The sequence below is a fragment of the Mycobacterium sp. NGS49 genome, from assembly GCF_059812565.1.
This window is the reverse complement of sequence record NZ_JCALCX010000004.1, coordinates 84345-107658: the sequence shown is the minus strand read 5'-3', so window position 1 is coordinate 107658 and position 23314 is coordinate 84345. Positions and strand designations below refer to the sequence as shown.

Annotated in this window: 21 protein-coding genes and 1 pseudogene; 14 read left to right on the top strand and 8 right to left on the bottom strand. The window is 67.3% G+C overall.

Annotation, left to right across the window (positions count from 1 at the left end; genetic code table 11):
• Nucleotides 1-6 precede the first annotated feature (6 nt).
• Nucleotides 7-2226, bottom strand: a complete 2220-nt coding sequence (locus AC5Y7D_RS05275; protein ID WP_499922263.1) for an acyl-CoA dehydrogenase family protein — start codon at nt 2224-2226, stop codon at nt 7-9.
• Between the two features lie 142 nt (nt 2227-2368).
• Here AC5Y7D_RS05275 and AC5Y7D_RS05270 point away from each other — a divergent pair, with 142 nt between their 5' ends.
• Nucleotides 2369-2941 carry a TetR/AcrR family transcriptional regulator gene (locus AC5Y7D_RS05270; protein WP_499922262.1) on the top strand — a complete coding sequence of 191 codons (573 nt, stop codon included), beginning with the start codon at nt 2369-2371 and terminating at the stop codon, nt 2939-2941.
• On the opposite strand, the gene AC5Y7D_RS05265 is transcribed toward AC5Y7D_RS05270, so the two are convergent.
• Nucleotides 2928-3530 (bottom strand): TetR family transcriptional regulator, encoded by a 603-nt coding sequence (locus tag AC5Y7D_RS05265; protein WP_499922261.1) that lies wholly within the window; start codon nt 3528-3530, stop codon nt 2928-2930. The genes AC5Y7D_RS05270 and AC5Y7D_RS05265 overlap by 14 nt on opposite strands.
• 17 nt (nt 3531-3547) lie before the next feature.
• Here AC5Y7D_RS05265 and AC5Y7D_RS05260 point away from each other — a divergent pair, with 17 nt between their 5' ends.
• From AC5Y7D_RS05260 to AC5Y7D_RS05240, 5 genes and pseudogenes are all read left to right on the top strand, one after another.
• Entirely contained in the window at nt 3548-4621 is a 1074-nt protein-coding gene (locus AC5Y7D_RS05260) for a DUF1214 domain-containing protein (RefSeq protein ID WP_499922260.1), read from the top strand.
• Nucleotides 4618-5790 (top strand): sulfotransferase family protein, encoded by a 1173-nt coding sequence (locus tag AC5Y7D_RS05255; RefSeq protein ID WP_499922259.1) that lies wholly within the window; start codon nt 4618-4620, stop codon nt 5788-5790. Before AC5Y7D_RS05260 ends, AC5Y7D_RS05255 begins: the two co-directional genes overlap by 4 nt.
• 80 nt (nt 5791-5870) lie before the next feature.
• Nucleotides 5871-6251, top strand: a complete 381-nt coding sequence (locus AC5Y7D_RS05250; RefSeq protein ID WP_499922258.1) for a hypothetical protein — start codon at nt 5871-5873, stop codon at nt 6249-6251.
• Between the two features lie 10 nt (nt 6252-6261).
• Nucleotides 6262-7338 (top strand): annotated as a pseudogene (locus AC5Y7D_RS05245) (PE family protein); the annotation flags it as partial.
• A gap of 79 nt (nt 7339-7417) precedes the next feature.
• Complete coding sequence (locus AC5Y7D_RS05240) at nt 7418-8770, top strand: acyltransferase family protein (RefSeq protein ID WP_499922257.1); 1353 nt, start codon at nt 7418-7420, stop codon at nt 8768-8770.
• Here the strand turns inward: AC5Y7D_RS05240 and AC5Y7D_RS05235 are convergent.
• Nucleotides 8767-9222 (bottom strand): MarR family winged helix-turn-helix transcriptional regulator, encoded by a 456-nt coding sequence (locus tag AC5Y7D_RS05235; RefSeq protein ID WP_499922256.1) that lies wholly within the window; start codon nt 9220-9222, stop codon nt 8767-8769. The genes AC5Y7D_RS05240 and AC5Y7D_RS05235 overlap by 4 nt on opposite strands.
• 76 nt (nt 9223-9298) lie before the next feature.
• On the opposite strand from AC5Y7D_RS05235, the gene AC5Y7D_RS05230 reads away from it, so the two are divergent.
• Nucleotides 9299-10240: an extracellular catalytic domain type 1 short-chain-length polyhydroxyalkanoate depolymerase gene (locus AC5Y7D_RS05230; RefSeq protein WP_499922255.1), complete on the top strand. Its 942-nt coding sequence runs from the start codon at nt 9299-9301 to the stop codon at nt 10238-10240.
• A 4-nt stretch (nt 10241-10244) separates the two neighbouring features.
• Here AC5Y7D_RS05230 and AC5Y7D_RS05225 read toward each other — a convergent pair whose 3' ends face one another.
• Genes AC5Y7D_RS05225 through AC5Y7D_RS05210 form a run of 4 tightly spaced genes read right to left on the bottom strand, consistent with a single transcriptional unit; the run spans nt 10245 to nt 14012 of the window.
• Nucleotides 10245-10799, bottom strand: coding sequence for a cytochrome b (locus AC5Y7D_RS05225; protein WP_499922254.1), 555 nt, complete (start codon nt 10797-10799; stop codon nt 10245-10247).
• Nucleotides 10799-11920, bottom strand: coding sequence for a catalase family peroxidase (locus tag AC5Y7D_RS05220; RefSeq protein WP_499922253.1), 1122 nt, complete (start codon nt 11918-11920; stop codon nt 10799-10801). Before AC5Y7D_RS05220 ends, AC5Y7D_RS05225 begins: the two co-directional genes overlap by 1 nt.
• Nucleotides 11921-11966: 46 nt before the next feature.
• Nucleotides 11967-12959 (bottom strand): ABC transporter ATP-binding protein, encoded by a 993-nt coding sequence (locus AC5Y7D_RS05215; RefSeq protein ID WP_499922252.1) that lies wholly within the window; start codon nt 12957-12959, stop codon nt 11967-11969.
• Between the two features lie 3 nt (nt 12960-12962).
• Nucleotides 12963-14012 carry an ABC transporter permease gene (locus AC5Y7D_RS05210; protein WP_499922251.1) on the bottom strand — a complete coding sequence of 350 codons (1050 nt, stop codon included), beginning with the start codon at nt 14010-14012 and terminating at the stop codon, nt 12963-12965.
• Nucleotides 14013-14290: 278 nt separating this feature from the next.
• On the opposite strand from AC5Y7D_RS05210, the gene AC5Y7D_RS05205 reads away from it, so the two are divergent.
• The 7 genes from AC5Y7D_RS05205 to AC5Y7D_RS05175 all read left to right on the top strand — a co-directional run bounded on the left by AC5Y7D_RS05205 (nt 14291) and on the right by AC5Y7D_RS05175 (nt 22367).
• The gene (locus AC5Y7D_RS05205; RefSeq protein ID WP_499922250.1) at nt 14291-14668 is read left to right on the top strand and encodes an STAS domain-containing protein; all 378 of its coding nucleotides are present in this window, start codon (nt 14291-14293) and stop codon (nt 14666-14668) included.
• A gap of 48 nt (nt 14669-14716) precedes the next feature.
• On the top strand, nt 14717-15151 hold the full coding sequence (locus AC5Y7D_RS05200; protein WP_499922249.1) for an ATP-binding protein: 435 nt from the start codon (nt 14717-14719) through the stop codon (nt 15149-15151).
• A 121-nt stretch (nt 15152-15272) separates the two neighbouring features.
• The gene (locus AC5Y7D_RS05195) at nt 15273-17033 is read left to right on the top strand and encodes an N-acyl-D-amino-acid deacylase family protein (protein WP_499922248.1); all 1761 of its coding nucleotides are present in this window, start codon (nt 15273-15275) and stop codon (nt 17031-17033) included.
• A gap of 9 nt (nt 17034-17042) precedes the next feature.
• A complete protein-coding gene (locus AC5Y7D_RS05190; protein WP_499922247.1) occupies nt 17043-18404 on the top strand; it encodes an aromatic ring-hydroxylating oxygenase subunit alpha in 1362 nt (453 codons plus the stop codon).
• Nucleotides 18401-19165, top strand: coding sequence for a PP2C family protein-serine/threonine phosphatase (locus AC5Y7D_RS05185; RefSeq protein ID WP_499922246.1), 765 nt, complete (start codon nt 18401-18403; stop codon nt 19163-19165). The genes AC5Y7D_RS05190 and AC5Y7D_RS05185 overlap by 4 nt, the downstream gene beginning before the upstream one ends.
• 45 nt (nt 19166-19210) lie before the next feature.
• Nucleotides 19211-20596 carry an L-serine ammonia-lyase gene (locus AC5Y7D_RS05180; RefSeq protein ID WP_499922245.1) on the top strand — a complete coding sequence of 462 codons (1386 nt, stop codon included), beginning with the start codon at nt 19211-19213 and terminating at the stop codon, nt 20594-20596.
• A 154-nt stretch (nt 20597-20750) separates the two neighbouring features.
• A complete protein-coding gene (locus AC5Y7D_RS05175) occupies nt 20751-22367 on the top strand; it encodes an FAD-binding protein (protein WP_499922244.1) in 1617 nt (538 codons plus the stop codon).
• Here AC5Y7D_RS05175 and AC5Y7D_RS05170 read toward each other — a convergent pair.
• Nucleotides 22349-23305, bottom strand: a complete 957-nt coding sequence (locus AC5Y7D_RS05170) for an alpha/beta fold hydrolase (protein ID WP_499922243.1) — start codon at nt 23303-23305, stop codon at nt 22349-22351. The two genes, AC5Y7D_RS05175 and AC5Y7D_RS05170, sit on opposite strands and share 19 nt — an antisense overlap.
• Nucleotides 23306-23314 lie beyond the last annotated feature (9 nt).

Genomic DNA, 23314 nt, shown 5'->3' with positions numbered 1-23314 from the left:
GTTTCCCTACTTGCGTGGCAGACCGAGGATCATCTGGGCGATGATGTTCAGCTGAATCTCCCGAGTTCCGCCACCGATCAGTTCGGCCGGAAGGTGCAGATACGGCTCCACGATGGCGGGATCGGAGTCGGCGACCATCGCCAACCGCCCCGTCAACTGCAGCGTCTCCTCAAACGTACGCCGCAGCAACACATTCATCGCGACCTTGGCAATGCTGGACGCCGGTCCCGATGGCTGCCCATCGAGCAGCCGGATGGTTTCCCGTACCCCCAGCGCCTTGATGGCGTTGGTGTACGCGTCGAGTTCGCCGAGTGCACGCAGCGCATCGTCGCGGTCCGGCCCTGGTTCGGCGGCCAGCCGGCGTAGTGCGACGGCACGGTCGAACTTGACGTATCCGCTTATCGCCGAACGCTCTTCGGCCATGGTGGCGATCGCCAGGTTCCAGCCGCCGACCGGATCACCGAGCAGCATGTCGTCCGGTATGAAGACATCGGTGAGAAAGACTTCGTTGAAGTGCGCCTCGCCCGTCGCGGTCTTGATCGGCTGGATTTCGATCCCGGTTGAGCGCATGTCCAGGATGAAATAGCCGATGCCGCGGTGCCTTCCGGCCGCCGGGTCGGTGCGGGCCAGCAGGGCGCCGAAGTCGGCTCGATGTGCCACGGACGTCCAGATCTTGTGCCCGTTGATGTTCCACCCGCCGTCGACTTTGGTGGCGCGGGTGGCGAGCGCGGCGAGATCGGAACCGGCACCCGGCTCGCTGAACAGCTGACACCACGCGATCTCGCCGCGCTGGGTTGGCGGTATCAGTTTCTCCTGCAGTTCTTTCGGTGCAGCACGCAGTACCGAAGGCAGGATCCACTCGGCGATGCCGAGCGAGGGACGGACCAGCGTGGGCCGTTTGGCGAACTCGTCGTCGATGATGAGCTGGCGCAGAGGACCGGCGTCGAGTCCCCAGGGTTGCGGCCAGTGTGGCGCGATCAAGCCCGCCTCGGCGATCAGGGTCCGTTGCGGCCCGGTTCTGAAGTCTTCGTAGTCGCCTTGCCGGCCCGGCGTGTCGTTGGTCAGTTCCAGTGCGGCATCCAGGGTTTGAGCTACCTGCGCGCGGAACTCCGCATCGGCGTCGCCGAGGTTGACCGACATGTCGCGCTGCCGGGCGCAGGTCAGCCGGCCCAGCCGACGTGCCCAACGGTTCACCGGGCCGATCGACGCCGCCAGGCTGGTCGCGCGCCGCCAGTACAGGTGGACGTCGTGTTCCCAGGTGAAACCGATAGCACCGAACATCGTGAGGGCGTCCAGCACCAAGTCCGGCGCCGGTGAGATCGCGATCACCGCAGCACCGGCCGCGGCGATGAGGTGCTGGTCGAGTGATTCGTCGTTGGCGCGCACCGCGTCCCAGGCTGCCGCCGTCGCCAATTCGCTGTTGATCAGCAACATCGCCGCGCTGTGCTGTAGTGCCTGGAAGGTGCCGATTACCTTGCCGAACTGTTCCCGGATACGAAGGTGCGCGGTGACCGCCTCGACACACCACTGGGTGATGCCGGCCATCGTGCTGGCCACCAATGCCGCCACGACGCAGGACGCCCGGTCCGGGTCGATGCCGGTGAGTACACCGATGGCGCGATGTTCGGTCAACCGCAACCGTCCAACGTCGGTGACGATGTCCGTGCCATCCGCGGACTCGGCCGTGGCCGTGGCCTGTTCGGGATCGACGACCAACCACGTCACGTCGCCGTCCGGGGCGACGGCCGCGACCAGGATCACCTGTGCCGAGCAGACACCCGCGGTGACGTCGGATGCGCCCGACACCACCCAGCCCGCGCGGTCGCGACGGGTCCGGAATTCTCCGTTGCCGGGCAGGATGATCGCCGCCGGTGCCCCCGCGGCGAGTTGACGCAACAGCGAGTCAGCCGCCGGTCCCGGATCCGCCAGCAGCGCGACGGCGCCCGTCGTCACCGTCGGCAGCAGCGGCCCAGGCAGCAGCGCCTTCGCGGCGGACTCCAGGACGCACGCACTGTCCATCAGTCGCCCACCCTGGCCGCCCACCTCTTCCGGTAGGTGCACCGCATGGAGTCCGTGGGCAATGAGGGCTTCCCACCATCGCGGGAGCTTCCCGGCGGCGAGAGCCTCAAAGTTCTCCCGCGTCTCGGCAATGGGAGCATGACGAGCCGCGAACTGGGCAACGGCGTCGCTGAGTTCCTGCTGCTCGGCAGTCAGTCCGAGGGTCACGAGGGCGACCCGGTGAGGATGACGTCCGGAGTGAAAGGGCTCGGCTTGGGCCGCACTGACTGCTATCCTTTCCCTTTACAAGACGAACCGTCTCGTCTTGTCGAAGATTACGTGCCCGGTCAGGTTCTGTAAAGGCGACTCGATGCCAACCGATCTCACGCCACGGCGCCGCAGTGAGAAGTCACGCACGGCCATCGTGACCGCCACGCGGGAACTGCTCCTGGAGCGCGGATTCGATGGTCTGACCATCGAATCCGTCGCCGCGCGGGCGGGGGTGGGCAAGCAGACCATCTATCGCTGGTGGCGCAGCCGCCCCGCACTTGTCGCCGACGTCATGCTCGAAGATGCCGATCGGATCCTCGCGTCGATGAATCACACCGATGACGTGGCCGCCGACCTGGTGGAGTGGGTCGGCAAGCTCGCCACCACTTTGACCACGGACCGCGGGGCGGCGATGTTGCGGATTCTGACCGTAGCCGGGATGGAGCACGAGGACACCGCCGTCAAGCTGCGCGCCGGATTCAGTAAGCCCCTGCACGACAGCGTTCGGATGCGTCTGGTGGCCGACGACATCGACGCCGCCACCGCCGAGTCGGCCGCCGACGCCATCGTCGGTGGTGTGGTGTACCCGATTCTGTCCGGCGCGCAAGGGTATTCGCCGCAGCGCGCCGAGTTGACGACACGACTGATCGTCGAGTCGCTCATCCAATCGTGATGGCGGACAGGCCGTGGCGCACCCGCTCCGGAAGTGACCCCCCATGCAGCAGCCAGTCGTCGAGCGCGAGTCGGATGACTGCCATCGCCAATGCTCCGATGAGGCGCGGCCGGGGGTCCTGCGGAGCCAGTTGCCCGAGCCGCGGGGCGATCAGGTCGGCGATCGCCGCCTCGTAACGCACGTAGATGCGCAGGGTCCAGGCGTCCAGCGTTTCGGACGACCTGGTCAGGGTGGCCAATTCGCGCACCTGGTCCTCGATCTCGCCGAAGCCGTCGGCGAGATCACCGAATGCGCCGACGACAGCCTGCATGGCCGACAGCTCCGCCGGCTGCGAGGTCAAAGCGGTGGTGATCCGCTGCAGCCACTCGGCGTTCACTCCTTCGGCGACGGCGTCTTCCTTGGAATTGAAGTAGCGGAAGAAGGTGGCGCGCCCGATGTCGGCCGCGTCCGCGATACGTTCCACGGTGGCTCCCGAGAGACCCACGTCGGCGACCAGCGCGGCGGCCGCGGCCGCGATCCGCCGCCGCGTCGCGACGCGCCGTCGTTCGGAGAGCGATTCTCGTGAAGCACTGGCCATTGGCTGAGACATAGTCTAATTATGAGACCATGACTCAAATCGAGGCGCCGGAGGCGGTCGCGGCGTGGCAGTTCTTCCAGCAGATGCTCGGCAACGCGACCAATGTCGTGATCGAGGATGCGGAATCCGAGCGTGAGCTGCTGGAGGGGCTGCGGGTGATCGCGCGGGTGTCTTCGTTGTGTTCGCAACTGTCCGTCGAGGCCGATACCGCGCAGCCGGCGTTCTTCGACATGTCCACGCCCCACCGGATGATCGGCGGCCCCAATCCGGACGGCAACTACTACCTGGCGATGATCCGCGGCGATCGCAGCTATCTGGTCACGGGCACCCGCGGCACCAGCGCCTATCTCGGTTTCCAGGTTCTCGCCGGCACCGGGCTGACCCCACGGCGGATGGCCGGTTATCTCAGCGACACCGATCTGGGCTCAAACGATTTCGCGATCACCCTGTCCGCGGAGGCCCCATCCAATCCCGACGGAACGCACTGGCTGCAGATACCCGCGGACGCGTCGTCCCTGGTGGTCCGGGAGTACCTCGGCGACCCCGCCGCCGAACAGTTGGCCGCGCTGCGGATCGAAGCCCTCGATCCAGACCCGGTGGCGCCACTGACCCAAGGCCAGTTAGCCGAGCAGTTCACCGCGATGGCGTGGACACTGATGAAGCTGGTCACCCTTCACCGCACGATCAAACCCGAACTCCTCGATCAGCCGAACACGCTGGTGACCGCGCAGGCGGCAGACCTAGGCTCGGCCGACACCACCCCGGACAACCTCTACATGCTCGGCACCTTCCGCCTCGAACCCGATCAGGCCCTGGTGCTCGACATCGATCCACCCGACACCAGGTACTGGAACGTCACGTTGGAGAACATCTGGCACGAGTGCCTCGAGCCGCGCCGCCGGCACAGTTCGGTGACCAGCCGCGCCGTACACCCCGACCCGGACGGACGGGTGCGGATCGCAATCTCCGCACAGGACTTCGGAATGGGCCACTGGCTCGACACCGGTGGCCGCCACCGGGGTTTCGTCGTGTTGCGCTGGCTGGACAATCCGTCGCCGCCGAATGTCGTGGTGTCGGTGCGGGACCGGGGAGAGCAGCCATGAGCCTGCGGGAGCGTTTCACCCCGGAACGGCTCGTCGCCACCGCATGCGAGGAGACCGGTTACGACGATTTCGGTGCAGACGGCTGGCAGCACGGACTCGAACTGGTCACCGATGGGCTCGTCAATGAGGCGCGGCTGTCACCCATCGGCGTCGAGATCGCCCATCTCGATCTGATGCGCGCCCTGAAGAACCGCCTCGACGTGATCGCCTGGCGCAAGCAACATCCGGAGGTCGCCGCGCAGGGTATCGACGCACCGATCGTCATCGTCGGCCAGCCCCGCACCGGAACGACCATCCTCTACGATCTGCTCGCCCAGGATCCCGACTTGCGTGCGCCCCTGACCTGGGAGGTTGACGCCCCCTGTCCGGTGCCCCGGCCCGAGACCTATCATGACGATCCGCGGATCGCGGCCGCGCAGGCCGGCATCGAGATGTCCGAGCAGATCATTCCCGGCTTCCTGGCTTTTCATCCGATGGGCGCGCTGGTCGGGCAGGAGTGCGTGCGCATCACCGCCGCCGAGTTCACCAGCATGATCTTCTCGGTGCAATACCGGCTGCCGAGCTACTACCGATGGCTGCTGTACCAGGCCGACCACGCCGGCGCGTACCGCTTCCATCGAATCTTCCTGCAACACCTGCAGTCCGGGGTGTCCGGGCAATGGCTGTTGAAGTCACCGGCCCACCTGTGGCAGCTCGATACCCTGCTCGCCGAGTATCCCGATGCGCTGATCGTGCAGACACACCGTGACCCGCTCAACGTCATCTCCTCGATTGCGGCACTCACCCATCACCTGCGCCGGATGAGCAGCGACGAATCGGACATCGCCGGGTGCGCCGCCCAGTCCTACGAGGAGATCGCCGTCGGACTCGACCGGGAGATGGCGCTGCGCGACTGCGGCAAGCTCCCCGACGACCAGGTGATCGACATCCACTACGCGGACTTCGTCAACGACCCTTGGGCCACCATCGGCGGCATCTATCAGAAGCTGGGCCGCGAGTTGGCGCCGGAAACCGAGCGGCGCATGCGCGCCTTTCTGGCGGCGCATCCCGGCGATGGCGGGCGCGGTCGCTACACCTGGGCGGACACCGGGCTGGTCGCCGGCGAAGTTCGGGAACGTGTGAGCGCCTACCAGGAGCGCTACGCAGTACCGACGGAACAGTTGCGCTAGCGGGCCCAGCGCAGGATTCATCGAAGAATGAATTCGGTTAAGCCCTCCAGAATGTGACGTAGGACATAGACTTCCCGCTTGTGACGACCCCGTCGAACCCCTGGGGCGACGAACGACGGAGACTCTCGCACCAGTTGCAGATGCGAGGGCAGTATCTTGGCCGCCGGCAGGCGCGGCGCCTCAGTCGGCGCTTCGCGGTCGTCGGCGTGCACATCCCTCCGACGCGCCTGCAGCAATTGGTCGCCGGCACCCAGGTAGCGGACCGCGAGCTGACCGACGTCAATTTCGCACTGATCGCTACTCACTACCTGCAGGAGAAGAAGGCCGCCAAGACCAAGCACATGCAGCGCCGTTGCCGGCACGCGGTCATCTGCGCGGGCCTGATCCTGGTCGCCCTGAACTTTCTTTTCTGCATCGCCTACCTGTTCTTCACCCTGACCCAGCACGCCGCTCCGATGTAACGGCGGTCCAATGTCTTATCTGGCGGCGGTGCCCGAACTACTGGCGACGGCGGCCACCAACGTGGCCGGCATCGGTGCGGCACTGAACGCGGCGAATGCGGCCGGCCCGGCGACCCGAGTGCTAGCGGCCGGAGCAGACGAGGTGTCGGCCGCGGTCGCGGCGGTGTTCGGCCAGAACGTCCAGTCGTACCGGTTGGCCAGCACCCGACTTTCGGCCTTCCACGAGCAGTTCGTCCAGGCGCTCAGTGCCGCGGGCGCCGGCTACGCCACCGCGGAGTCGACGAATGTCGCCGGGTTGCTGCAACGAGTACCGCAACCCCTGCTCGACGCCGTCAATGCGCCCACCCAGGCGGCGCTGGGGCGTCCGCTGATCGGAAACGGCGCCGACGGAGCCCCCGGAACCGGCCAGGCCGGCGCCGCGGGCGGGCTGTTGTTCGGCAACGGCGGCAACGGCGGCTCCGGCGGTCCCGGCCAGTTCGGCGGCCGCGGCGGTGCCGCCGGAATGATCGGTAACGGTGGCAACGGTGGCCAGGGCGGTGTAAGCACCGCCATCAACAAGATCGCCCCTCCGGGCGGAAACGGCGGCGCCGGCGGTTGGCTGTTCGGCAACGGCGGTGCCGGGGGACAAGGCGGGTTGGCTCCGCAGGGTGGTGCGAACATCGCCGGCGGCTGGGGCGGACACGGCGGCAGTGCCGGCTGGTTCGGCAACGGAGGCGCCGGCGGGCCGGGTGCCCAGGGTCCGGCGGGCGGCGGTGACGGCGGCAACGGTGGCAATGGCGGCCAGTTCATCGGCTGTGGTGGTGCCGGCGGCAATGGCTTCGGGTCAACTAGCGTCGCGCGCGGCGGAGTCGGGGGCGACGGCGGCGACGGTGGGCTGATCGGCTTCGGTGGTGACGGCGGTGCGGGCGGGGAGGCATCCCCTATCGACGGGTCGGGCGGAGCCGGCGGCAGTGGCGGCAGCGCGCAGTTCATCGGGGACGGCGGCAACGGCGGTGCCGGCGGCTCCGGTTTGCGCCCCGCGCACGGCGGGGTGGGCGGCAGTGGTGGCGAATACCTGGGCCGGGCCGGACGGCATGGCGCCGACGGGCTTGGCCCGTAGGCCTTCCTGGCGAGGTCGAGTAGAACTACGCAGGCGTCGGCCCCACCCGAACGACGATGCTGCTTGGATGACCACGCTGCTGGGCTTTCCCAGCCCTACCGAACTGGACGCGCGCACCCCGTCCGACCGTGACCGCGCCATCGACGTCATCCGCATCACCGCCCTGATCGGAGTCGTGGTCGGCCACACCGTGATGGCCGTCAGCGTCATCCGCGGCGGTGTACTGATTTGGGACAACCTGCTCACCACCTCGGTGGTGTTTCAGGCGCTGACGTGGATCTTCCAGATCATGCCGCTCTTCTTCTTCGCCGGCGTCGCCGCGTGTGTCACGTCCTGGCACCCGGGCGGCAATTGGGGCACCTGGCTGATGAAGCGCTGCACCCGGCTGTTCCGCCCGGTGTTCTACTACCTGGCTTTCTGGGCACTGGCCCTGGTCTCGCTGTATCCCGTTCTGCCGCAACATGTTTATGAGCCCGTCGCCGGCATCAGCATTCAATTGCTGTGGTTCCTGGGTGTCTACGTGCTGGTGTTGGCTGCGATGCCGGTGTTGGCCCGGATCACCACATCCGGCCGCCTCGCCGCCGGGGTCCTCGGGGTGTATGCGATGGTCGCGGCCGTCGACGCCGTCCGCTTGCACTGGTCTGCCGCTGCGCCGCTGGGCTACCTGAACCTCGCCGCCTGGCTCATCCCCGGCATGTTCGGTGTCGCCTACCGGCGTGACCTGCTCACCGGACGCGCCGCGTTGGTCACGGCGGCGGCGTTGTTGGCAGTCGATGTGGCACTGCTGGTCCGGGGGCCCTACGAGCTGAGCCTGGTCGGCATCGAGGGCATGCGCCTGCCCAACATGAGTCCCCCGTCACTGTTGCTCGCCGGGCACGCAATTGTGCTGAGTACCTTGGCGATTGCGGTGGCGCCCGCGATCAATCGATGGGCGCGGCGGCCGCGGGTCTGGTGGTTCGCCGCTATCGGCAACTCCGGCGCGATGACCTTGTACTTGTGGCACATGCCCGCACTGCTGACGGTGCACGTACTCTTCGACAGCTTCGGAAACCCCCGCTTCCCGGGCCGGCCGGACTTTTGCACGGTCACCGTTGCGCAGCTCGTCATCATGATCGGTGCGGTGGCGGTCTTGTTCGTGGCACTGCGCCCGCTGGAGAACAATCCACTGCCCGGTTGGGACGGCGCCCTCGCGATCACGTCGCACCGGCGCGGCAGTGCGGTCGGCATGCTGGTGTGCGTGGCCGGGGCGGCGCTGCTGGCCGCGGTGAAGTGGGGCCTGAAGGACGACGGCCTGGTCTGCGTCGCGGTGATGCTCGCCGCGCTGCTGGCCGCTCGCGTGCTGGCCGCGGTTCACCTGCCCCGGGGCGGCTCGGCAACCCGCGCGCTGGGACGGGCACTGGGCATCCGACCGGCGCGTTAGCCGTCTTCGGAGCCTGTCCCGGCCAGCAGCATCTGCAGCGTCTCACGCAGTTCGCCGAGCCGTCGCCGCCCGAGAATATGCTGCCAGCGTTCCTCCAACTCCATTGCGGTAGAGCGCATTACGCGCAGCGTCTGACGGCCGCGCGGGGTGAGTTCGATGATTCTGGTGCGAGCGTCGTCTGGATTCGACGCACGCGTGACGTAACCGTGCCGCTCCAGCGCCGTGATGGCCTGGGCCACCGCCTGGCGGCTCACTCCCAGCCGATCGGCCAGATCCGAAGCGTGTAGTCCCCCGGCAGCCAGCGGCACCAGCGCAACCGCCTGCGCGGGCCGTATTCCGTCCAGTCCGGCCGCCGCGAACGCGCGGAGCAGCCGCGGTCGACCGGTTGCCGCCAACCGCTGCACCAGGGCGGGGACAGTGGGTTCCCATTGTGGGTCTGCCTGACCTCGCATGACTGCACAGTCTGCCACCTATATCGATTTTGACAAGCATCTTGTCATTCTTGGACGGGGCTGTCACCATGGGTTGATGGCATCTCGTTGCGCCCGGCTCCGCGCCATTGTCCTGATCGCGGCTCTGGTGGTCCTGGTAGGCGGATGTTTCGGCGGCGGTCACGCGGTGGGGTCACCGGAGTCGCCGGCAATCCCCGTCGGCAAGTCCTCGCAAAGCATCGAGTGGGCCGGCGCCGACCGCACGTTTCATGTGTACCGACCACAGGGATTGACCGGTGCCGCGCCGTTGGTGGTGATGCTGCACGGCGGTTTCGGCAGCGGCGCACAGGCCGAACGGGCCTACCACTGGGACAGCGAGGCCGATAAGGGCCGATTCCTGGTCGTCTACCCCGACGGTGCGGGCCGGGCCTGGAATGCCGGGTCTTGCTGCGGCAATCCTTCTCAGAACAATGTCGACGACGTCGGATTCATCACCGCTGTCGTGGGCGCCGTCGAGCACCAGACGGCCGTCGACCCGGCCCGGGTTTACGTGACGGGTATGTCGAACGGGGCCATGATGGCGCTACGGCTGGCGTGCGAGACGGATATGTTCGCCGCGATCGCGCCGGTGGCGGGCACCTTGGTCACCGATTGTTCGCGGGCGCGGCCTACCTCGGTACTGCAGATCCACGGCACCGCGGACGCGAGCGTTCCGTACCAGGGCGGACCCGGAAAAGCACTGAAAATCAACGGAACTCCACGGGTCGACGGACCGCCGGTGCCCATGGTGGCCGCCGCCTGGCGGGCCATCGACAGTTGCCAACCACCGACCTCGACCACCGCCGGGGTGGTGACCACCGAGACGTCCGGATGCCCCGGTGGACACACCGTCGAGTTGATCTCGATAGCTGAGGCGGGCCACCAGTGGCCGGGCGGCGTGCGTGGGCCCGCCTTGGAGCGGTTGGGCCTTCCGGAGCCGTCCACGGCGCTGGACGCCACCGACACCATCTGGCAGTTCTTCAGTCAGCATCACCGTTGAGGAGTCACCGACGCTTGCTGGGCCACAGTGCCATTCGGTCGATGATGCGGTCGCGCAAGACGAACGTGTGAAACAGGACCGCGCAGACATGCGCGGTGAACGCCAGGAACAACAACAGAGCGAAGACGTCGTGGCACTGCCGCAACACCGCGTACAGATCGAGGTTGTGCGGCGCAATGCCGGGCAGCTCGAACGGCCCCAGCGAGGCGATCGGATTCCGCGCGGCCGACAGCATCGCCCATCCCGTCAGAGGCTGAACCACAAGCAAGCCGTACAACAGATACTCCGAATACGAGGCGATGCGGCGTTCAGCGGGGCCCATGGTGGCCAGAAACGGCGGCAGGGTATGGGTCAGCCTGTTCACCAATCGAATTGCCGCAAAGATCAGGATGAGCACGCCGAGTGGCCGGTGGATGGCCAGCAGCAACGGGTAGTAGCTCAGCGACGCGACCATCGTCACCCCGATGAGCAGTTGCGCAATGACCATCGGGGCCATCAGCCAGTGCAGGATTCGTGACGGGACAGCGAAACGGACCGCCTTGCCGGTTGTCTCGGCCATCAGGCGCGAACCTCGCTGGGTGACTTGGGCTCTTCGGAGCGTCGGGTGAAGGACCGCGCGTAGACGCCCGCCCGGGCCCGGGGTATCGGATCATCGGACAGCGTGATCCCGTCTGGCAGCACGGTCGGGTCGAAGTTGATGTCCCGTGCGTTGCCGGCCGCTTCGGTCTGCACCGCGGTGATGGTGATGGTGCCCGCGTCGATGGCACGCCGTGTCGGCGGCCACGGTTTGGTGGCATCGCCGGTGGGGTCACCGGGCTCACCCACGGTGAGCACCAGGCGCCAGCGGACCGGCCGCCGCGCCACCGTGCGGATCAATTCGTCGAACAGATAGTCCTTTCCGGGCGACGGCGGCGGAGCTTCCAGCCCATCGGCGTCGATCGGAACCGCGGACCAGCGCACCGCAACGGTCTCGCCCGCCGCGCTGGTGAAGTGAAAAGCGTTCAGCCCGTTGAAGGTACTGTCGGCGAAGCCTGTGCTGGGTGGCGACTGTTTGATGATGTTGAGCGCCGCCGCGGTCTCCGGATGACGCTGCAGGAATGCGGCCATGCGCTCGGGGTCCGGTTTGCCGGTGTCGGGGTCCGGCTTGGACGCCAGCATCCGCTCGTAGAAGCCCTGGGGGGTGCTGTCGGTGAAGACCGGCAGGTTGATCATGGCGGTGCGCCACTGCTGGCCGTCGGTGGTCTGCAGCAACAGACCGAGACCGCGGACCGTGTCGGGTTTGTCCGCCTGGTCGGGCAGCCCGCCGCCCAGGGAGAACCGGCCGGTCAGCCCGACCGTGCCGCGCCGGAACACCGAGGCCCGGCAGATCGTCGCACCCGAGCCGTTGCTCTCGAAAGTTCCGGTGGCGCTGAGCCCTTTGGCGTGATTTCGGCGGAAGCCGGCGTGCCGTCCGTAGCTGCTCTCGAAGCGGTCGGTGAACCGCCCCGGCGTCAGCGCATCGGGCCGTAGCCAGCCCCCGGCGTACGCGAACGCCCCCACATCCACGGCGGCAAAACCTGCCACCGCCCCCATTCCCAACAGCGCACCCCGCCGGGTCAATCCGGAGATGCCCTGTGGCGCGGAGGATTTCGTGTCAGCAGCACGATGTTTCGGATCGTCGTCGTCCTGAACTTGTTCCATACCGCCATCCTGTCGACTCCTTCAGACACCTGCGCGATCGAACGGGTCAGTCACCGCCGAGCGCACGGTGTTCGATGAGGTCGCGCAGTCCGCCCGCACCCAGCCGCTCACGGAACACCGGCGCCGTGTAGCCGACGACGGTCGCATTGGTGCGCGCCCGCGCGGTGGCCGAGCGCGGCAGATGGAACAGCACACCGATCTCACCGAAGTAGTCCCCGGGGCCGACCACCTTGAACAATTCCTCGCCGCCGTCGGCCATTTCGTGGACGATCTCGATCTCGCCCTCGCTCACGACGTAAATCAGCTCGCCCATCGTGCTCTGCTCGAACAGCACCTCGCCGGCCTCCAGTTGGACCGTTTCGGGTTCCCGGTCCATTTCGGCGAAATCGGGTGTCAGTTCGACGACGCGATCGGCCAGCGGAAGCATCCGGCTGTCGTGGGTCGCCACCACCACCACGCGCTCGCCGTCGGCCAGCTCCCGGATCAGCCGCAGCACCTCTTCCACCTGGATGAAGTCGAGGTGAGCGGTCGGTTCGTCGGCCAGGATCAACGGCGGATCCAGTGCGATCGCGCGTGCCACCGCAACGCGTTGCTGCTGCCCGCCGCTGAGGTCGCCTGGGCGGTGTTTCATGCGTTCACCGAGGTTGACTCGCTCCAGCAACTCCACGGCGCGTTTGCGCGCGGCGGAGCGCGACATGCCGGCCGCGCGCATCGGCACCATCACATTCTCCAGCGCGGTGAGGCTGGGGACCAGGTTGAAAGCCTGGAACACGATGCCCACCTTCTCCCGCCGGTACTTGGCCAGCGCCGCACCGTCGAGTGTCGTGATGTCGAGGTTGTCGAACTTGATCGCGCCGGACTTCGGGCGCAGGATGCCACCCAGACACGACAGCAGCGTCGTCTTCCCGCAACCACTGGGCCCGAGGAGGATCACCAGCGAGCCGGACGTCACGTCGAGATTCAGCCCGTTGATCGGGCGCAGCGCGTAACCGCCGCTGTAGTACTCCACGACCAGGTTCTGGATGCTGAGATCGCCCACTGGTCAGGGACCTCCGAATGCGAGAGCGGGATCGATGGCCACCACTCGCCGCAGCCCGGCGAGACTGGCCAACAGGCCGATGACGATGGCAACCACCGGTAACAGTACGTAGGCGAGTGTCGGCACCGCGACGACCATCGGGAACAACGGCGCCAACAGCTTGGAAAGGATAACGCCTACCGCCGCAGCCAGCAGCGAGACGATCAGTGCCTGCAGCGCCAGTCCCGCCAGAATCGAGCGCGTCGGAGTGCCGATCGCCTTGAACACCGCGAAGTCGCGCACCCGTTCGAGCGCGGACAGATATACCACCGACCCGACGATCAACACGGCCACGATCCACAGCAGGATCGCCACGATCGAGATCGAGTTCACCGCCACCTTCAACGGCCGGATCAGGTCCTTGACGGCGCCGTCGCGGTCGAACGTGCGATAGCCGGCCGGGAGGGCACGAGGGCTTCCGTCGATACCGATCGAGGTGACCATGGGCTGGCCGTTGTAGGCGACCCGCTGCAGGCCTTCGGTGGTCAGGAAGATGTTGGGAATCTTCGCCAGGGCCGTCGAGTTGGGCACGATGCCGACGATCTTCAGAGTGTGCGCGCCCACCTGGATGGTGTCGCCGAGACGGCGGCCCAGGGTGCTCGACGCGGCGACCTCGTCGGGACGAGACGGCGCCCGGCCCTCCGAGACCTGCGGCATCCCCGGTCCGTGCTCGGGCGCCCCGAAGGCGGTCACGTTCCTCGTCGACGCCCCTTCCTTCATGATCGTCCCGACGCAGCCCAGCGGCGCGGCCGCGGAAACACCGGCCTCCCCGCGCACCCGGGCCAGGTCGACGTCGGGAAACGGTGTCGAGCCCAGGAAAGGCCCGGCAGAGCCGTCTTTGACCACGAATGCGTCGACACCCAGCGAATCGACCGTATTGCGAGCCTCGACGGTGAAGCCATTCGCCAACCCGCTCATCACGAGCGTCATCCCGAAGATGAGTCCGGTGCTGACAACGGCGATGACGAGGCGTCGTTTCCGCCATTGCATATCGCGCAGGGCAGCAAAGAGCATCCCCAGACGCTACCAACGTGCACAAGCCCCGGACCGGATTTTGTTCTACACAGCGTCGTAGACGGCGTCGGCACTGCTTACCGCCGGTCCCGGACGGCCGCGGCACGGCACCTGTCGGGCGATTTCGCCGGGTGGCCTAGAATTGTCCTCGTTAACTGCCGGCGCGCGGCTCTTGCCGATGCAGGGTCCGGCGTTGTTCGGCGGGTTGAAGCAACAGCCCCGGTTTTGCGTGGTTGTCTGAATAGCGTTTTCCCGCGAGGACGGATTTGAGATACAGCATGGTCGATCAACCCGGCGATTCAGTAAATCGGGCCCCATTCGAGGTCGAGCAGTACGAGACAGACGGTGCCGTGGTGCTCGCCGTTTCGGGCGAAGTGGACATGCTCAGCGCGCCACAGCTCGCCGACGCGATACACGCGGCGCTGGCTCCCAAGCCCGCAGCATTGGTCGTCGACTTGACGAAGGTGGAGTTTCTGGCCTCCGCCGGGCTGAGCGTTCTGGTGAACGGACAGGCCGAGGTGTCGCCACCGACCCGCTTCGCAGTGGTGGCCGACGGTCCCGCCACCAGCCGGCCGATCAAGCTGATGGGCATCGACAGCCTGCTGGCGCTGCACCGCACCCTGGACAACGCACTGAGCTGGATCGCCGGTGCCTGAGCCGGGCTGTACCACGGAGGACCGGGAACGCTGACTGCCGGTCCCCTCATGACGCCTCTCGACGACCGGTTCCGCTTCGTCCGGCTGCGGGTGGCCGCCGATGCGCTCACCGCCAATCGGATCCGCGTCGAATTCCGCAACTGGCTCGATCGCCACTTCACCCTTGGCGCCGAGCGGTTCAGCGACCTGGTGCTGGCGGTCAGTGAAGCGCTGGCGAACGCCGCCGAATTCGCCTACACCGACACCGGCGACCGCGGGACAATGGATGTCAGCGCGGCCTATGACTCCGCCTCGGACACCCTCGCGGTGACCGTCAACGATCGGGGCAGGTGGCGTCAGCGCGCAGGTGCCGCCAGGGACCTGACCCGGGGCCGGGGCATCCCGTTGATGCGGGTACTGGCCGACGAGGCCGACATCCACGGCACCCAGCACGGCACCCAGGTCACCCTGACCTGGCGGCGCCTGACCGCCCCCGTCGGCTGACGCGCGAGAGATACTCCAAGGTTCATTGACTGCGGCGGCCGGGACGCCTACCGTCACTCACATACGCTACGCATCGTAGCGTAATAACGGGCCAGTCCGGTTCCCCGCCGCGGAGGCACTCATGTTCGACCTGAAAATCATCGGTGGCACAGTCGTGGACGGCACGGGTGCGCAGCGCTACCGCGCCGACATCGGCATCAAGGACGGCAAGATCGTCGACGTGGTGCGCCGTGGCGCCGACAGCCCGGAGCTGCCGGGCGAAGCAGCCGAAATCATCGACGCGACCGGGCACGTGGTCGCGCCCGGCTTTGTCGACATCCACACCCACTACGACGGCCAGGTCAGCTGGGACAGCCTGCTGGAACCGTCGAGCGGGCACGGTGTCACGACCGTGGTCACCGGCAACTGCGGGGTCGGCTTCGCGCCCGTGCGGCCGGGCACCGAGGACTGGCTGATCAGGTTGATGGAAGGCGTCGAAGATATTCCCGGCACCGCGCTCACCGAGGGGATCACCTGGGGCTGGGAGACCTACCCCGAGTACCTCGACGCCGTCGGCAAGCAGCAGTTCTCCATCGATGTGGGCAGTCAGGTCGCCCACGGCGCCATCCGAGCCTACGCGATGGGTGAGCGGGGCGCCCGCAACGAGCCGGCCACACCCGAAGACATCGAGGCGATGGCCAGGCTGGTCACCGAGGCGGTGGAGGCCGGCGCGCTCGGGTTCTCGACATCTCGCACCCTGGCCCATGTCGCCATGGACGGCGAACCCGTGCCCGGCACCTTCGCCGCCGAAGAGGAGCTGTTCGGGCTGGGCCGGGCCATGGCCGCCGGCGGCCAGGCCGTATTCGAGCTGGCGCCGCAGGGGGCGGCGGGTGAAGACATCGTCGGGCCGAAGAAGGAGCTGGACTGGATGCGCCGGTTGAGTCGCGAGATCGACCGGCCGGTGTCTTTCGCGCTGATCCAGGTCGATGCCGACCCCAATCTCTGGCGCGAACAGTTGGACGTCTCGGCGGCCGCACACGCCGAGGGCAGCCGGCTGCACCCGCAGATCGCGGCCCGCCCGTTCGGCATGATGATCGGATTTCAGGGCCACCACGGCTTCACCCACCGGCCCACCTACCGGCGGCTCAAGGCCGAGTGCGGACGCGAAGAGCTTGCCCAGCGCCTGGCCGATCCGGCGGTGAAGGCCGCGATCCTGTCCGAGGACGATCTGCCCATCGAGCCGGGCGTGCTGTTCGACGGCATGTTCGCGATGGTGCAGCATTCGCTGGGACGGCTCTATGCGCTGGGCAACCCGCCGGACTACGAGCCCACCCAAGACCGCACCGTCGCCGCGATCGCCAAAGCACGTGGCGAGGACCCGTTGTCGACCCTGTACGACCTGATGCTCGAAGGCGATGCCACCTCGATGCTGATGTTGCCGTTGTTCAACTACGCCGACGGCAACCACGACGCAATCCGCGAGATGATGCTGCATCCCGCCGGCGTGCTGGGCCTTTCCGACGGGGGCGCGCACTGCGGAATGATCTGCGACGCCTCCTACCCCACGTTCCTGTTGACGCACTGGGCCCGGGACCGCCGTCGCGGTGAGAAGCTGTCGCTGGAATACGTGATCCGCAAGCAGTCCCGCGACACCGCCCACCTGTTCGGCCTGACCGATCGCGGAACCATCGAGCCGGGCAAGAAGGCCGACATCAACGTGATCGACCTGGAGGCGCTTACCCTGCACCCCGCGGGTATGGCCTATGACCTGCCGGCCGGTGGACGCCGAATTCTGCAGGGGGCCAGCGGATATGCGGCGACGATCGTCAGCGGCACGGTGACCCGCCGCAACGACGTCGATACCGGTGCCCGCCCCGGCCGTCTGGTGCGCGGGGCGCGTTAAGCTGCCCCCGTGACCACAGCCGCCGGGAAACGCGCCCCCGCCCGCGCCCGCGACGAGGACGCGATCGGCACCCCGCCGCCCTCGCCCACGCTGGTGCCGGCCGAGCGGTACTACTCTCCGGCATTCGCCGCGCTCGAGGTCGAGCGGATGTGGCCGAAGGTGTGGCAGCTGGCCTGCATGGTCGACCACGTGGCCGAGCCGGGCGACTACTTAGAATACCGTTGCGGCCCATACGATGTGCTGATAGTCCGCGGCGAGGAAGGTACGCTGCGCGCGTTCCAGAACGTGTGCCGTCATCGTGGCAACTCGCTGTGCGTGGGCTCGGGTTCCGGACTGCGCGAACTCAAGTGCGGCTACCACGGCTGGACCTGGGATCTGGCCGGCGCGCTCAAGCGAGTGCCCGACCGCAAAGGGTTCGGCTCGCTGCGGCTGTCCGACTTTCCACTGCTGCCGGCCCGGGTCGACACCTTCGAGGGCATGGTTTTCGTCAACCTCGACCTCGATGCGATGCCGCTGCTCGAGTATCTGGACGCGATACCTGAGGACATCGCGTGGTGCCGCATCGGTGATTTCCGTTGCTACGCGACGCTCACCGTGTCAGTCGAGGCGAATTGGAAGACGATCGCCGACGGATACAGCGAGACCTACCACATTCAGACGCTGCATCCCGAACTGTTGCGATGCGTCGACGATATCCATGCGCCACAACAGATCTGGCTGCATGCGGGCAAGTCCGACCAACCCTATGGCGTGCAGAGCCCGCGCTTCGACGGCGCGCTGAGCGACGAAGAAGTCTGGGAATCTTACGTTTACACGCAGGGCGCACTGATGGGCGCACCCGCGGGCACCCCGTTTCCGGCCGCGGAACGCCGACCCGGACAGACGGTTGCCGACCTGATCGCCGCGCGCACCCGGGCCTTCGCCGCCGGCCGCGGGGTCGATCTGGACTGGGCCGACACCGACCGGGTGACTCGGCTGCACCAGTACAACGTGTTTCCGAACATGACGTTTCTGGCCAACGCCGACCACCTGACGCTCATGACCTCCCGGCCGGGGCCCGATCCCGATCACGGTGAGCTGACCATGTTCCTGATGACGCGGATGCCGCCGGGAGCCGGGCGCAACAAACCGACCGACGTCCGGATATCGGCCGACGACGCCGAACCAGGCATCGTGCTAACCCAGGACATCCGGGTGCTGCCGGGCCTGCAGCGCGGCCTGCATCAGCCCGGCTTCACCCACCTGGTGCTGTCCAACGAGGAGCGCCGCGTCATCAACATGCACCGCAATCTGGAGCGCTACCTCGACCTGCCCGAATCCGAGCGGATGACCGGCGGCAGCACCGGCCTTGCTATCGGCAGCCGGCGATGACGGCGGCGGAAGTGCTGAAGTTCGCTGGCCTGTCCGACATCGGCCGGTTGCGCGCGAACAACCAGGACCGCTGGGGCGCCGACCCGAAACAGTCCCTGTTCATCGTGGCCGACGGGGTGGCGTGCAGCACCGACGGCGCGCTGGCGGCCGCTCTGGTGGTCGAACTGCTGCCGACGTACGTGAGCCGCCATCTGACGCCCGATGACCTCGACGGCGAGGGCGCCGCCGAGCTACTGGGCCGCGCGATCGTCGAATACTGTGACGACTTCCGTGCTTTCGCGGCCACCGACGACCGCGCCGCCGGCGCCAACACCACGGTGGTGGCCGTCGTGGTGGCGGGAACGCGAGCGTTGGTCGCCCATCTCGGCGACAGCCGCGCCTACCTGTTCCGCAGACAGCAGCTGCAGCAGATCACGCGGGACCACAGCGTGATTCAGGACATGATCGACGCCGGTGAGGTCTCGATCGAGGAAGCCGAGCGCCATCCGGCGCGGGCGATACTGACCCGGCACGTGGCGATGCTCCCCCGAGCCTTGCCCGACTCCGCGGCGGTAGACCTGCAGCCCGGTGACCGGATCCTGCTGTCCAGCGACGGGTTACACGGCGTGGTCGACGATCCATCCCTGGCGCAGATCCTGGATTCCCACCCCGACCCTGCCGACGCGTGCGAGGCGCTGATCGCGGCTGCGCTACAGGCGGGTGGCCCCGATAACGTCACCGCCGTCGTGCTGACCATTCCGGAAACCGACCCCAGCTCCTGATACTGGTGCCATGCGGTTACCCCTCCACTCCCCGTTGCCCCGGCGATGACGATCAGTGTCTTCGATCTGTTCACGGTGGGCATCGGCCCCTCCAGCTCCCACACCGTCGGCCCGATGCGGGCGGCCGGCGAATTCGCGGCCACCCTTCGTCACGAACAGCACATTCACCACCTGCACAGAGTTCACGTAGACCTGTACGGCTCCCTCGCCGCCACCGGAGCCGGGCACGGCACCCTGTCGGCGATACTTCTCGGCCTGGAAGGCTTTCGGCCCGAGACGATCACCGCGCAGATCAAAGAACGTCGACTGGCCGAGATCGCGGCGTCGGGCATCATCCACATCGGCGACGCCGCGCCCGTACCATTCGCCGAGGAGCACATCGAGCTGCACCCCGACGTCGTCCTGCCGCGCCACCCTAACGGGATGACCTTCACCGCGATTGGTTCGCACGCCGAGGTGTTGGCGAAGCAGACTTATTTCTCGGTGGGTGGCGGCTTCATCGTGGGCGAACACGACCAGCCCGGCGACGTCCCGCACAACTGTCCGACGCCATTCCCCTACGGTTCCGCTGCGGAACTGCTCGCCATCTGCGACCGCATCGGCGCATCGATCAGCGAGGTGGCGTTGCGCAACGAATCATGTTGCCGCAGCGAGCAAGAGGTCCGGCTTGGGCTGCTGCACCTGCGACAGGTGATGGTTGAGTGTGAGCGGCAGGGCATAACGCGCGACGGTTTGCTGCCGGGGGGACTGCAGGTGCGGCGCCGCGCGAAGGCATTGCATGCCCGACTCAGCGAGGAAGACCCGACACGCAGTCCGGAGTTCGCCCAGGATTGGGTGAACCTGGTGGCGCTCGCCGTCAACGAGGAAAACGCATCCGGGGGACGAGTGGTCACCGCCCCCACCAACGGTGCGGCCGGTATCGTGCCGGCGGTACTTCACTACGCCACGCACTACACGTCGGCGGGCGCGGCAGATGCGGACGATACCGCGGCGCGTTTCCTGCTCACCGCCGGCGCGATCGGTTCGCTGTTCAAAGAGCGCGCCTCCATCTCCGGCGCCGAGGTGGGATGCCAGGGGGAGGTTGGGTCTGCGGCGGCCATGGCTGCGGCTGGACTGGCCGAGATTCTCGGCGGAACGCCGCGGCAGGTGGAAAATGCCGCTGAAATCGCCATGGAGCACAGCCTCGGCTTGACCTGCGACCCCATTGGAGGGTTGGTGCAGATTCCCTGTATCGAGCGCAACGCGATCTCTGCCGGCAAGGCCATCAATGCCGCCCGGATCGCCATCCGCGGCGACGGCATCCACCGAGTGACCCTCGATCAGGTGATCGACACCATGCGCGCCACGGGCGCGGATATGCACACGAAGTACAAGGAGACCTCGGCCGGCGGACTCGCCATCAGCGTGCCGGTCAACATCGTCGAGTGCTGAGCCCACCGTGGTGATGCGGCGCGGTGACGCGACGGTCCGACGGCAGGGACCCACGACCCGCAGGTGCCGGCACCTTTGTCCATGACCCGCCTCACCGCATTGATCGCGGCGGATTCATACTTCGACGAAACACGCCGGAAAGGAACGTGACAGGTTGGCTATCGAGCAGTCGACAGACTTCACCGAATCCGCCGACGTGGTGGTGGTCGGTTTCGGCGCGGCCGGTGCCTGCGCTGCCATCGCTGCCCGTGAGAACGGCGCCGACGTGCTCGCGCTGGATCGCGCCAACGGCGGCGGATCCACCGCGGTGTCGGGCGGCATCATCTACGCCGGTGCCGGCACCTGGGTGCAGAAGCAAGCCGGCGTGCACGACAGCTACGAACAGATGCTGACGTACCTTCGTCTGGAAGTCGGCGACGCGGTCAGCCCGCAAACCTTGGAATCGTTCGTGGCGGGCAGTCCCGAGATGATCCGCTGGCTCACCGATTACGGCGTGCCCTTCGATTCGACGCTGTGTCCGTACAAGACGTCCTACCCCAACAACCACTACTACCTGTACCACTCGGGCAGCGAGAACGCCGGCGCGTTCCGCGCCCATACGCCGCCTGTGCAGCGCGGGCACCGGGTGAAGGGCAAGGGCACCTCCGGCAAGAAGATGTACGAGCCGTTGGCCAAATCAGCTGTGGCACTGGGTGTCAGGTTCTCGCCCCACACCTGCGTCGACAAACTGATTCAGGACTCCGGCGGCCGGGTGATCGGGGTGGAGGCGACGACGATGCGCCACGTCCCGGCCCGCATCCAGAAGCGGTATTCCCGGCTGGCCGAGTTGTCGAGGAAGCCCGGCATCTACTATCCGCCGCTGCGCGCCCTGACGGAACGTCAGCTGCGCAGTCTCGAACGGCGCTACGCCCAGCCGGTACGGATTCACGCGCGGCGCGGAGTGATCATCTGCGCCGGCGGCTACATGGCCAACACCGAATGGGTCAAACGCTTTGCGCCCCAATACTTGGGCGGCCTTCAACTCGGCACCAGCGGCGATGACGGAAGCGGCATCGCGATGGCGCAGAGCGCCGGCGCCGTCACCGAGCGGATGGACAATGTCTCGGCATGGCGATTCATCACTCCCCCAAGCGCATTCATCAGCGCGATCATCGTCGACGAGCACGGGCAACGCATCATCGACGAGAGTCGCTACGGCGCAGCGGTCGGCTATCACATGGTGCGACACCACGGCGGGAAGGGCTGGCTCCTGGCCGACGCAGCCTTGCTGAAGGAGGCACGACGTCAAATGATCAAGCAGCCGTTGTGGTTTCAGCGCGCTCAGTCCGCGGCACTGATGTTCCTCGACTCGGTCAAGGGCGCCTCACTGCGTGAGGTCGCGCGGCGCGCCGGCATCGACCCGGACGGATTGGTCACCACCGTCGAAGCGCACAACAACGCCATCGATACCGGTACCGCGGACCCGGTCGGCAAGCCGGCGGACTTCGTCCGCCGGATCAGCCAGCCGCCGTTCACGCTGCTGAACATCTCGATCCGGCCGAACCTGCTCAACCCGACGCCGATGCTGACCCTGGGCGGCATCCGGGTCGACGAGACGACCGGGGCGGTGCTCGACGCAGCAGGTGCGGCGATCCCCGGGCTGTACAGCGCAGGGCGCACCGCGACCGGGATCTGCTCCAACTCCTACGTCAGCGGACTCTCGCTGGCCGATTGCGTGTATGCGGGTCGCCGGGCCGGCCGACACGCCGCCGCTCAACCCGCCGACCGCTGAATCACCAGATCGACGCCGGCAGCGACCAAATCGGGCTGGTGAATCTGGATGAAGTGGTCGCTGCCGGTCGCGGCGATCCGCGGGGTCTGCGGACGCAGGGCGACCAGATCGGTAGTGGCGTCGCGCCAGGCCTGTTCCAACTTCTCGCCCTGGTCGGCGGGCAGATCAGGCGGAATCAAGAACGGTTCGGTCCTGGTCAGCACCACGGCCGGAACAGCCGGCAATGCCGGCGCCGCGGCGACCTGTGCCACACTGCGGTCGATGTCGACGATCTCGAACGACGGTACGTCCGCGAACTGCCGCGGCGGCCCGTCCAGAGCCCGCCGATAGGCCGGCCAGTCGGATCCCATCAGCTCCGGGATCTCGGCTGCGAAAGCGTCCACGAAGACCAGTCCCCGCACCTGCGCGGGGTAGGTCTGCGCATACAACCGAATGAAGAGCCCACCCAGCGAGTGACCGACCAGCACGAAAGGGCCAGGGAGACGCGCAGCCTCCAGCAACGCATGCAGGTCACTCACCACGTCGCTCGCCGTGCGCGGCATCGGGACCGACGAACTACGGTCGGAAAGAGTAGGCGGCTCGGAGTTGCGTAGCGTCCCTGGCCGGTCGTAGGCGCAGACCCGGTGTGCGCCGGCCAGCGCCGGCATCACCGCCGGTCCAGTCGCCGGAGCCGCGGCGTCGGACTGGCTCCACGGGTCCGACGAGTTGTGATAGCCGGACTCCAGGATGACGGTCGGGGTGCCCCGGCCGCGGCATTGCAGGTACAGGTGGCGTCCATTGCCGATCTCCACCGGCCCGGCGAAGTCACCGTGGGAACCCGCGACCGGCGACGGCCGACCGCCCGGCGACACCGCGCCGCAGCCGGCCAGCGCCGTCGCCGCAATGGACGTCAACAGGATCAACTTGCGCAACGCCTGCTTCGGCCCTTTGCAGCGCATGGTGTCGGG

What these genes read in the sequence shown, in the direction of transcription:
- AC5Y7D_RS05210 (WP_499922251.1), bottom strand. Translation starts at nt 14,012, where the DNA reads ATGCTCTTTGCTGCCCTGCGCGATATGCAATGGCGGAAACGACGCCTC.
- AC5Y7D_RS05200 (WP_499922249.1), top strand. Translation starts at nt 14,717, where the DNA reads ATGACGCCTCTCGACGACCGGTTCCGCTTCGTCCGGCTGCGGGTGGCC.
- AC5Y7D_RS05265 (WP_499922261.1), bottom strand. Translation starts at nt 3,530, where the DNA reads ATGTCTCAGCCAATGGCCAGTGCTTCACGAGAATCGCTCTCCGAACGA.
- AC5Y7D_RS05240 (WP_499922257.1), top strand. Translation starts at nt 7,418, where the DNA reads ATGACCACGCTGCTGGGCTTTCCCAGCCCTACCGAACTGGACGCGCGC.
- AC5Y7D_RS05220 (WP_499922253.1), bottom strand. Translation starts at nt 11,920, where the DNA reads ATGGAACAAGTTCAGGACGACGACGATCCGAAACATCGTGCTGCTGAC.
- AC5Y7D_RS05195 (WP_499922248.1), top strand. Translation starts at nt 15,273, where the DNA reads ATGTTCGACCTGAAAATCATCGGTGGCACAGTCGTGGACGGCACGGGT.
- AC5Y7D_RS05170 (WP_499922243.1), bottom strand. Translation starts at nt 23,305, where the DNA reads ATGCGCTGCAAAGGGCCGAAGCAGGCGTTGCGCAAGTTGATCCTGTTG.
- AC5Y7D_RS05180 (WP_499922245.1), top strand. Translation starts at nt 19,211, where the DNA reads ATGACGATCAGTGTCTTCGATCTGTTCACGGTGGGCATCGGCCCCTCC.
- AC5Y7D_RS05260 (WP_499922260.1), top strand. Translation starts at nt 3,548, where the DNA reads ATGACTCAAATCGAGGCGCCGGAGGCGGTCGCGGCGTGGCAGTTCTTC.
- AC5Y7D_RS05205 (WP_499922250.1), top strand. Translation starts at nt 14,291, where the DNA reads ATGGTCGATCAACCCGGCGATTCAGTAAATCGGGCCCCATTCGAGGTC.
- AC5Y7D_RS05235 (WP_499922256.1), bottom strand. Translation starts at nt 9,222, where the DNA reads ATGCGAGGTCAGGCAGACCCACAATGGGAACCCACTGTCCCCGCCCTG.
- AC5Y7D_RS05225 (WP_499922254.1), bottom strand. Translation starts at nt 10,799, where the DNA reads ATGGCCGAGACAACCGGCAAGGCGGTCCGTTTCGCTGTCCCGTCACGA.
- AC5Y7D_RS05230 (WP_499922255.1), top strand. Translation starts at nt 9,299, where the DNA reads ATGGCATCTCGTTGCGCCCGGCTCCGCGCCATTGTCCTGATCGCGGCT.
- AC5Y7D_RS05270 (WP_499922262.1), top strand. Translation starts at nt 2,369, where the DNA reads ATGCCAACCGATCTCACGCCACGGCGCCGCAGTGAGAAGTCACGCACG.
- AC5Y7D_RS05255 (WP_499922259.1), top strand. Translation starts at nt 4,618, where the DNA reads ATGAGCCTGCGGGAGCGTTTCACCCCGGAACGGCTCGTCGCCACCGCA.
- AC5Y7D_RS05185 (WP_499922246.1), top strand. Translation starts at nt 18,401, where the DNA reads ATGACGGCGGCGGAAGTGCTGAAGTTCGCTGGCCTGTCCGACATCGGC.